The following is an 8,168-nucleotide window of genomic DNA, read 5'->3' on the forward strand; positions in this document are numbered from 1 at the left end:
ACTGAGCAAGCCTACCGATCGGCCGCGCGGCTCCCAAGGCCGGCGCAGCATCCCCCCTCTCGATACGTACTGGAATCACCATGCAACAGGTCCTGCAAAACCTGCGCGACGGCAGCACCGAAATCGCCGACGTGCCCGCCCCCGCCCTGCGTCGCGGCCATCTGCTGATCCGCACCCACGTCACCCTGGTGTCGGCGGGCACCGAGCGCATGCTGGTCGAGTTCGGCAAGGCCAACATGCTGCAGAAAGCGCGCCAGCAACCCGACAAGGTGCGCATGGTGCTGGAGAAGATCCGCACCGACGGCCTGGCCACCACCGTCGACGCGGTGCGCAGCAAGCTCGACCAGCCGCTGGCCCTGGGCTATTGCAACGTCGGCACGGTGATCGGCGTCGGCGCCGGCGTGACCGGCTTCGAGATCGGCGACCGCATCGCCTCCAACGGCAAGCACGCCGAAGTGGTGGCGGTGCCGTCCAACCTGTGCGTGAAGATTCCCGACAACGTCGGCGACGAGGCCGCGGCCTTCACCGTGCTCGGCGCGATCGCCCTGCAAGGCATCCGCCTGGTCCAGCCGAGCCTCGGCGAGGCGGTGGTGGTGACCGGCCTGGGCCTGATCGGCCTGATCACCGTGCAACTGCTGCGCGCCCACGGCTGCCGCGTGCTCGGCATCGACTTCGACAGCTCCAAGCTCGCCATCGCGCGCAGCTACGGCGCCGAGACGGTCGACCTGTCCAAGGGCGAAGACCCGCTGGCCGCGGCGCAGGCGTTCTCGCGCGGACGCGGCGTCGATGCGGTGCTGATCACCGCTTCGACCAAGAGCAACGAACCGGTCTCGCAGGCTGCGCACATGTGCCGCAAGCGCGGGCGCATCGTCCTGGTCGGCGTGACCGGCCTGGAGCTGTCGCGCGCGGATTTCTACGAGAAGGAATTGTCGTTCCAGGTTTCGTGCTCGTACGGCCCGGGCCGTTACGACCCGTCCTACGAGGAACGCGGCAACGACTACCCGGTCGCGTTCGTGCGCTGGACCGAGCAACGCAACTTCGAGGCCGTGCTCGACATGATGGCCAGCCGCGCGATCGACGCGCCGCCGCTGATCAGCCACCGTTATTCCATCGCCGAGGCCGAACAGGCTTATGCCCTGCTCGGCGGTCATGAGCCTTCGCTCGGCATCGTCCTCGACTACGGCCGCGACAAGGCGATTCCGGAAACCCTGGTCCGCCGCACCGTGCCGCTGTCGGTCAAGGCCTCGGCCGCGACTGCCGGCAACGACAAGGGCGGCGACGCGATCGCCTTCATCGGCGCCGGCAACTACGCCGGCCGCGTGTTGATCCCCGCTTTCGCCAAGGCCGGCGCCGAGCTGCACACGGTGGTGTCCAGCGGCGGCGTCAGCAGCGTCCACTTCGGCAAGAAGTTCGGCTTCCGCAACGCCAGCACCGACACCGATGCGACCCTGCGCGAGAACGGCGTGGGCTCGGTGGTGATCGCGACCCAGCACGGCAGCCATGCCGAGCTGACCCTGAAGGCATTGCGCCACGGCAAGCACGTGTTCGTCGAGAAGCCGCTGTGCCTGACCCTGGACGAGTTGCAGGCGATCGAGAAGGCCTACTCCGAGCATTCGGTCTACGGCCGCCCGCCGGTGCTGATGGTCGGCTTCAACCGCCGCTTCGCCCCGCAAGTGCAGAAGATGCGCAGCCTGCTGGCCGGCGTGCGCGAGCCCAAGTCGTTCGTGATGACGGTCAACGCCGGCGCGATTCCGGCCAATCACTGGACTCAGGACAGCCAGCTCGGCGGCGGACGCCTGATCGGCGAGGCCTGCCACTTCGTCGACCTGCTGCGCTTCCTCGCCGATTCGCCGATCGTCGGCCACCAACTCACCGCGGTCGGCAACGTCCCCGGCGCCGGCATCCGCAGCGACCGGGTCAGCTTCACCCTGAGTTTCGCCGACGGCTCGTTCGGCACCGTGCATTACCTGGCCAACGGCGACAAGAGTTTCCCGAAGGAGCGCCTGGAGGTGTTCACCGCCGGCCGCGTGCTGCAGTTGGACAACTTCCGCCGTTTGCGCGGCTACGGCTGGCCGGGTTTCAAGAAAATGAACCTGTGGCGCCAGGACAAGGGCCAGGCGCAGTGCGCCGCGGCCTTCATCCAGGCGGTCAAGGGCCAGGCCGCGCCGCCGATCCCGGCCGAAGACGTGTTCGAGGTGGCGCGCGTGACCATCGAACTGGACGCCTCGGTCTGAATGCCATGCGCCGCCTGATCCTGCCTTCACGCGGAGTACGGTCGTGACCTCGTCGTCGCGAGTGCCGCGCCTGTGGCATACGGTGCGCCATCTGCGCGCCGTGCAGATCTACGGGCGCGCCTGGCATCGCCTGCACCGGCCTCGCATCGACGATTCGCCGGCGCCGCCGCCGGCGGTCGTGCGCGATCGCTGGCGCGGCTGCGCGCGCGCGGCCTCGATGCTGAGCGCGCAGCGTTTCCGTTTCCTCAACGACGAGCACGAGATCGCCGGCGACGACTGGAACAGCACCGCCCTGCCGAAACTGTGGTTGTACAACCTGCACTACTTCGACGACCTCAACGCCGACGACGCGGCGGCGCGGCTGGCCTGGCATCGCGACCTGATCCGGCAGTGGATCGCGGCCAATCCGCCGGCCGCCGGCAACGGCTGGGAGCCGTATTGCCTGTCGCTGCGCATCGTCAACTGGGTCAAATGGTGCTGCGCCGGCGACACCGTCACCGACCCGGCCTTGCGCCGCAGCGTGCTCAACAGCCTGGCGACTCAGGCGCGTTATCTACGCGGCCGCCTGGAACGGCATCTGCTCGGCAACCATCTGTGGGCCAACTACAAGGCGTTGCTGTTCGCCGGCGCCTTCTTCGACGGCGCCGAGGCCGAACGCTGGCGCAACGTCGGCCTGCGCGGCCTGCGCGCCGAGATCGACGAGCAGATCCTCGCCGACGGCGGTCATTTCGAACGCAGCCCGATGTATCACGCGATCCTGCTCGAGGACCTGCTCGACCTGGTGCAGTTGGCCGCGTTGTTCCCGGGCGCGTTTCCGGAGCGCGAGGTCGAGCTATGGCGCAACCGCGCCAGCCGCATGCTCGGCTGGCTGGCGGTGATGACCCATCCGGACGGCGGCATCGCCTTCTTCAACGACGCCGCCCACGGCATCGCCCCGACTCTGGCGCAGTTGCAGACGTATGCGCGCTTGCTCGGCGTCGCCGTGCCGCCGGCATCCGACGATGCGGTGCAGCTGTTGCCGGTGTCGGGCTATGTGCGGCTGCAGTGCGCGAATGCGGTGCTGATCGCCGATGTCGGCGAAATCGGACCGGCCTATCTGCCCGGCCATGCCCATGCCGACACCCTCAGCTTCGAGTTGTCGATCCGCGGACGCCGGGTGCTGGTCAACGCCGGCACCTCGCGCTACGACATCGGCGCCGAACGCCTGTGGCAGCGCGGCACCGCCTCGCACAACACGGTCGAGATCGACGATGAGGACTCCTCCGAGGTCTGGAGCAGCTTCCGCGTCGCCCGCCGCGCCCATCCGCTCGCGGTCGAACACGGCCATAACGACCAGGGACTGTGGCTCAGCGCCGCCCACGACGGCTACCGGCGCCTCAAGGGCCGGCCGCTGCATCGCCGGCGCTGGGTACTGCAAGCCGGCGGCTTGCGCATCGAAGACCGCATCGAAGGCGAGTTCGAGCGCGCCGTGGCCCGCTTCCGACTGATGCCCGGCGTCCGTCTCGACGGCCCGCAACTGCGCCTGGACGAATCCAGCGCCGTGCGCTGGCAGGTCGAACCGGCGACCGCAACGACCGCCGCGGCCCGCAGCACCTATCACCCCGGCTTCGGCCTCAGCCAAGCCTGCGACGTCCTCGAAATCGCGCTGACGCCCGAGGCCGGCGCGCTCACCACCACGTTCCACTGGGATTGCTGAGTTCTCATGCGCATTCTGTTTCTGTCGGACAATTTCCCGCCCGAAGGCAATGCGCCGGCCACGCGCACCTACGAGCACGCGGTGCGCTGGGTGCGCGCCGGGCACGAGGTGACGGTGATCACCTGCGCGCCGAATTTCCCCGAGGGCAAGCTGTTCGACGGCTACCGCAACGCCTGGCGCAGCGTCGAGACCGTCGACGGCATCCGCGTGGTCCGGGTCAAGACCTACATCACCGCCAACGAAGGCTTCGTCAAGCGCACCCTCGACTATCTGAGCTTCATGGCCGCCTCGGTCGTCGCCGGGCTGTTCGAGCCGCGCCACGACGTGGTCGTGGCGACCTCGCCGCAGTTCTTCTGCGCGCTCGGTGGTTGGGCACTGGCGCGGTTGCGCCGGCGGCCGTTCGTGTTCGAGCTGCGCGACCTGTGGCCGGCCTCGATCACCGCGGTCGGCGCCATGCAGCGCAGCGCCGCGGTGCGTGCGCTGGAACGCCTGGAGATGTTCCTGTACCGCAGCGCCGACGCGATCGTGCCGGTCACCCACACCTTCCGCGAAGAACTCATTCAGCGCGGCATCGCCGCCGACAAGATCCACGTCGTGCTCAACGGCGTCGACCTGCAACGCTACGCACCGGCCGCGCGCGACCAGGCACTGAGCCGCCAGTACGACCTGGACGGACGCTTCGTGGTCGGCTACCTCGGCACCCACGGCATGGCCCACGGCCTGGAGAAAGTCGTCGACGCCGCCGAACGGTTGCAACACGACCCGCGTATCGCCTTCTTCTTCGCCGGCAGCGGCGCCGAACGCGCGCGGGTCGAACGCCTGGTCGCCGAGCGCGGGCTCAGCAACGTGCGCATGATCCCGCGCCAGCCCAAGGAGATGATGCCGAAGCTGTGGAGCCTGTGCGACATCTCGCTGATCCCGCTGCGCAACAACCCGGTGTTCTCCGGGGTGATCCCGTCCAAGCTGTTCGAAGGCATGGGCATGGGCATTCCGGCGCTGATGTCGCTGCCGCGCGGCGAAGCGACCCGCATCGTCGAAAGCACCGACTGCGGCGTGTGCGTGCCGCCGGAAGACGCCGAGGCGATGGCCGCGGCGATCCTGGCCCTGGTCGAAGACCCCGGCCGCATGCGCCGCCTGCGCGATTCCAGCCTCGCCGCGGCGCCCTCGTATTCGCGCGACCGCCAGGCCGCGTTGATGACCGACGCGCTGGCGCGCCTGCTCGACGACGACACCGCCGACCTGGCGCGGGTGCCGAAGTAAGGCCTGCGGCCGCATCATGAACATCGGCCGGTGGTTGGCGTGGCCCTTGGAACCGCTGCACCTGTCGTGCTGTTTGCTGGTGTTGGCGCTGCTCGCGTTCGCCCTGCGCCGGCGCCGCAGCGCGCTCGCCTTGATCGGCCTCAGCCTGGCCTGGTCGCTGTTGTGGTCGCTGCCGGCGGCCTCCAACGCCCTGCGCAATAGTTTGGCGCTGCGCTATCCGCCGCGGTCCGAACGAACCTTGCCTCCGGTCGATGCCATCGTCGTGCTCGGCGGCGGCATCGGCAGCGTCGCCTGGTTCGAACAAGGCGATGCCGACGATCCCCGCCTCGCCGGCAACCGCGTCGCCCTCGGCGCGCGCGCCTGGCATAGCGGACGCGCGCCGGCGATCCTGCTCAGCGGCGGCCCGACCGCGCGCACCCACGGCGTCAGCGAGGCACGCGACATGGCCGTGGCGATGCGCAAGCTCGGCGTACCCGAACGTGCGCTGGTGCTCGACGAGCGCAGCCGCAACACCGGCGACAATGCCCGCCACAGCGCCCAACTGGCGCGCCGGCATGGCTGGCGCCGGGTCGCGCTGGTGACCTCATCGCTGCACATGAGCCGCGCGCGTGCGCTGTTCGAGCGCCAAGGCCTGCAAGTGCTGCCGCTGCCCTCGGCCGAGAAGGATTTCGAGCCCGTCCCGAAGCACGCTGCGGCGCCACCGTGGTGGCCGACCCGCCGCGCCCTGCGCCGCAGCGGCGAGGCGTTCAAGGAATACGCGGGCCTGTTCGCGGCCGGGCTCGGCGTCGAAGACTGACCCGCCGCGTCGGTGCCGATGCGACGATGCGACGCCGCGGCTAGCGCGCCGGATCGTCGACGAACGCGGCCAGGCCCCGCTGGCCGCGCGCGGTCACGTTCAAGGCGCGCGAGTACTGGATACGGCGCAACCAGCCCTGGGCGATGAAACGATCCAGCAAGGCCGCACCGAGCACGCCGGCGAGATGATGGCGGCGTTCGCTCCAATCCAGGCAGGCACGACACAGCGGCCGACGCGTGCGCGGCAGGGCATCGAGCGCGATCCCGGCCTCGGCGACGAAACCGCGGCCGCTGTCGGTGAGTTGCAGGTCGTCCTCGCCCAGGCGCAGGAACCCGCGGCGCACGAAGCTGTCGTGCACGCGCACGCCCCACTCGCCGGCCAGATGGTCGTAACAGACCCGAGCTTGGCGCAACGCCCGGTCGCTCGGCCCGACCTGGATCGGCGCATCCCCAATGCGGTAAGCCACCCGCATCAAGTCTTCGAGCAGGTGCACCACGTCGTCGTCGGCAAGACGGAAATAACGATGCCGCCCCTGTTTCTCGACGCTGAGCAGGCGCGCCTCGGTCAGCGCCGACAAATGCGCGCTGGCGGTCGGCCGGGCCACGCCCGCGGCCTCGGCCAGCTCGGTCGCAGTGAGGGCGCGTCCGGCCATGAGCGCGGTCAGGATGTCGACGCGGGCACGGTCGCCGATCAGCGCGGCGACCCGGTTGAGGTTGGCGGAAATATCCATGCGGCGATCCTGCATCACACCCGGCGGGAATACTTCGATACTGAGCGAAGCATCGCCCCGACGGCAATCGCTATGGTGCCGGCCACCGACACCGGAGCCGAACGATGCGCATCGCCTGCATGATCCGATACCAGCTCGACCCCTTCCAGCTCGATGCCTTCCGCCGCTACGCCGAGGCCTGGGGCCGCATCATCCCGCGTTGTGGCGGCGACCTGGTCGGCTATTTCCTGCCGCACGAAGGCAGCAACGACATCGCCTGGGGCTTGATCGCCTTCGACAGCCTGGCCGACTACGAGGCCTACCGCGCCCGCCTCAGGAACGATGCCGAAGGCCGCGGCAACTTCGCCTTCGCCTGCGAACACCGCTTCATCCTGCGCGAAGAACGCAGTTGGCTGGAGATCGTCGATGCCGCGTTTCGTATGCCCTCCACGAGCGGGACGGCGGCATGATCGCGGTGATCTTCGAGGCGCTGCCGCAGCCGCATCGGCAGTCGGACTATCTCGATGCCGCCGAACGCTTGCGGCCCTTGCTTGCGCAGATCGACGGCTTCGTTTCGATCGAGCGTTTCCAGAGCCTGAGCCAACCCGGCAAGCTGTTGTCGCTGTCGTTCTGGCGCGACGAGGACGCCGTCCGGCAATGGCGCAACCTCGAGCTGCACCGGCAGATCCAGGAGGCCGGCCGGCATTCGATCTTCGCCGACTACCGGCTGCGTGTGGCCGAGGTGCGGCGCGATTACGGTTTGGATGATCGTGCGCAGGCGCCGGAGGATTCGCGGCTGCGGCATGGTGGGTGATCGAAGCGACACGCTTGCTGTTGCTGTTGCCGTTGCCGTTGCCGTTGCCGTTGCCGTTGCCGTTGCCGTGATGAGCTTGGCGCAGTACCGAACTCCCGATGCGATCGTAGACCCGGAGGGCGGCGCACAGGACGTGCGCCGTTTTTCGATAAGACAGGGACGTCTTATCGAAAAATCCCCGCGCGCGCATCGAACTCGCAGGGGAGCTTCGTCAAGGAGAGCCCTTTTCTTTGGTTACCTTTGACCGAAGGAACTCCCTGTGGGACTTTTGGGCTTAGCAAAAGAAAGTAACCCGGCCGCGTCAGCGGACGGAAGCTTTGCTCTTGCTTGATCGAAACGCCGGAGGCCGACAGGGCGTGGTCGCGACTCGCGTCGCTCCTACCCTAGAAGCGGCGACCACGGCGCCTCAACCTCGCGATGCTTCCGGCTGGAGCCAGGGTAGGAGCGGCGCAAGCCGCGACATCGTTGCGACGGTCTTGCAGCGTCTCGCTCAAGCAAGATCTAGATCAAACGCCAAAAGCTTCCGCCACTAAAGCGGCGGGTTACTTTCTTTTGTCATAAGCAACAAAAGAAAGGTAAGGCGGAGTCAACATCCAAGTGCATCACCCCACCGCAAGCACGTCCTCAATAGAGAAGTTCACCGGCCGCCTGTAAAGCTT

General features: G+C 68.3%; 7 protein-coding genes. 6 read left to right on the forward strand and 1 reads right to left on the reverse strand.

The genetic code is table 11. The features are described from left to right. Positions 1-80: 80 nt before the first annotated feature. From ACTOWK_RS21505 to ACTOWK_RS21520, 4 genes are read left to right on the forward strand one after another with little or no spacing between them, the layout of a single operon-like run. On the forward strand, positions 81-2,234 hold the full coding sequence (locus ACTOWK_RS21505) for a bi-domain-containing oxidoreductase (RefSeq protein ID WP_441332127.1): 2,154 nt from the start codon (positions 81-83) through the stop codon (positions 2,232-2,234). 43 nt (positions 2,235-2,277) lie between these two features. Then, positions 2,278-3,930, forward strand: a complete 1,653-nt coding sequence (locus tag ACTOWK_RS21510) for a heparinase II/III family protein (RefSeq protein ID WP_441332128.1) — start codon at positions 2,278-2,280, stop codon at positions 3,928-3,930. A 6-nt stretch (positions 3,931-3,936) separates the two neighbouring features. After that, positions 3,937-5,190 (forward strand): glycosyltransferase family 4 protein, encoded by a 1,254-nt coding sequence (locus ACTOWK_RS21515; protein ID WP_441332129.1) that lies wholly within the window; start codon positions 3,937-3,939, stop codon positions 5,188-5,190. Between the two features lie 16 nt (positions 5,191-5,206). Continuing rightward, on the forward strand, positions 5,207-5,986 hold the full coding sequence (locus ACTOWK_RS21520) for a YdcF family protein (protein ID WP_441332130.1): 780 nt from the start codon (positions 5,207-5,209) through the stop codon (positions 5,984-5,986). A gap of 40 nt (positions 5,987-6,026) precedes the next feature. Here ACTOWK_RS21520 and ACTOWK_RS21525 read toward each other — a convergent pair whose 3' ends face one another. Next, on the reverse strand, positions 6,027-6,716 hold the full coding sequence (locus tag ACTOWK_RS21525) for an ArsR/SmtB family transcription factor (RefSeq protein ID WP_441332131.1): 690 nt from the start codon (positions 6,714-6,716) through the stop codon (positions 6,027-6,029). Positions 6,717-6,820: 104 nt separating this feature from the next. On the opposite strand from ACTOWK_RS21525, the gene ACTOWK_RS21530 reads away from it, so the two are divergent. Next, a complete protein-coding gene (locus tag ACTOWK_RS21530) occupies positions 6,821-7,165 on the forward strand; it encodes an NIPSNAP family protein (RefSeq protein ID WP_441332132.1) in 345 nt (114 codons plus the stop codon). Further along, a complete protein-coding gene (locus ACTOWK_RS21535; protein WP_441332133.1) occupies positions 7,162-7,509 on the forward strand; it encodes an antibiotic biosynthesis monooxygenase family protein in 348 nt (115 codons plus the stop codon). Before ACTOWK_RS21530 ends, ACTOWK_RS21535 begins: the two co-directional genes overlap by 4 nt. Positions 7,510-8,168 lie beyond the last annotated feature (659 nt).

Origin of the sequence: Lysobacter sp. CA196 (genome assembly GCF_052078695.1) — a bacterium.
GTDB lineage: Bacteria > Pseudomonadota > Gammaproteobacteria > Xanthomonadales > Xanthomonadaceae > Lysobacter.

Bases quoted from the DNA above. Each gene is read 5' to 3' on its own strand.
- ACTOWK_RS21505 (WP_441332127.1), top strand. From the start codon at position 81: ATGCAACAGGTCCTGCAAAACCTGCGCGACGGCAGCACCGAAATCGCC.
- ACTOWK_RS21515 (WP_441332129.1), top strand. From the start codon at position 3,937: ATGCGCATTCTGTTTCTGTCGGACAATTTCCCGCCCGAAGGCAATGCG.
- ACTOWK_RS21520 (WP_441332130.1), top strand. From the start codon at position 5,207: ATGAACATCGGCCGGTGGTTGGCGTGGCCCTTGGAACCGCTGCACCTG.
- ACTOWK_RS21525 (WP_441332131.1), bottom strand. From the start codon at position 6,716: ATGGATATTTCCGCCAACCTCAACCGGGTCGCCGCGCTGATCGGCGAC.
- ACTOWK_RS21530 (WP_441332132.1), top strand. From the start codon at position 6,821: ATGCGCATCGCCTGCATGATCCGATACCAGCTCGACCCCTTCCAGCTC.
- ACTOWK_RS21535 (WP_441332133.1), top strand. From the start codon at position 7,162: ATGATCGCGGTGATCTTCGAGGCGCTGCCGCAGCCGCATCGGCAGTCG.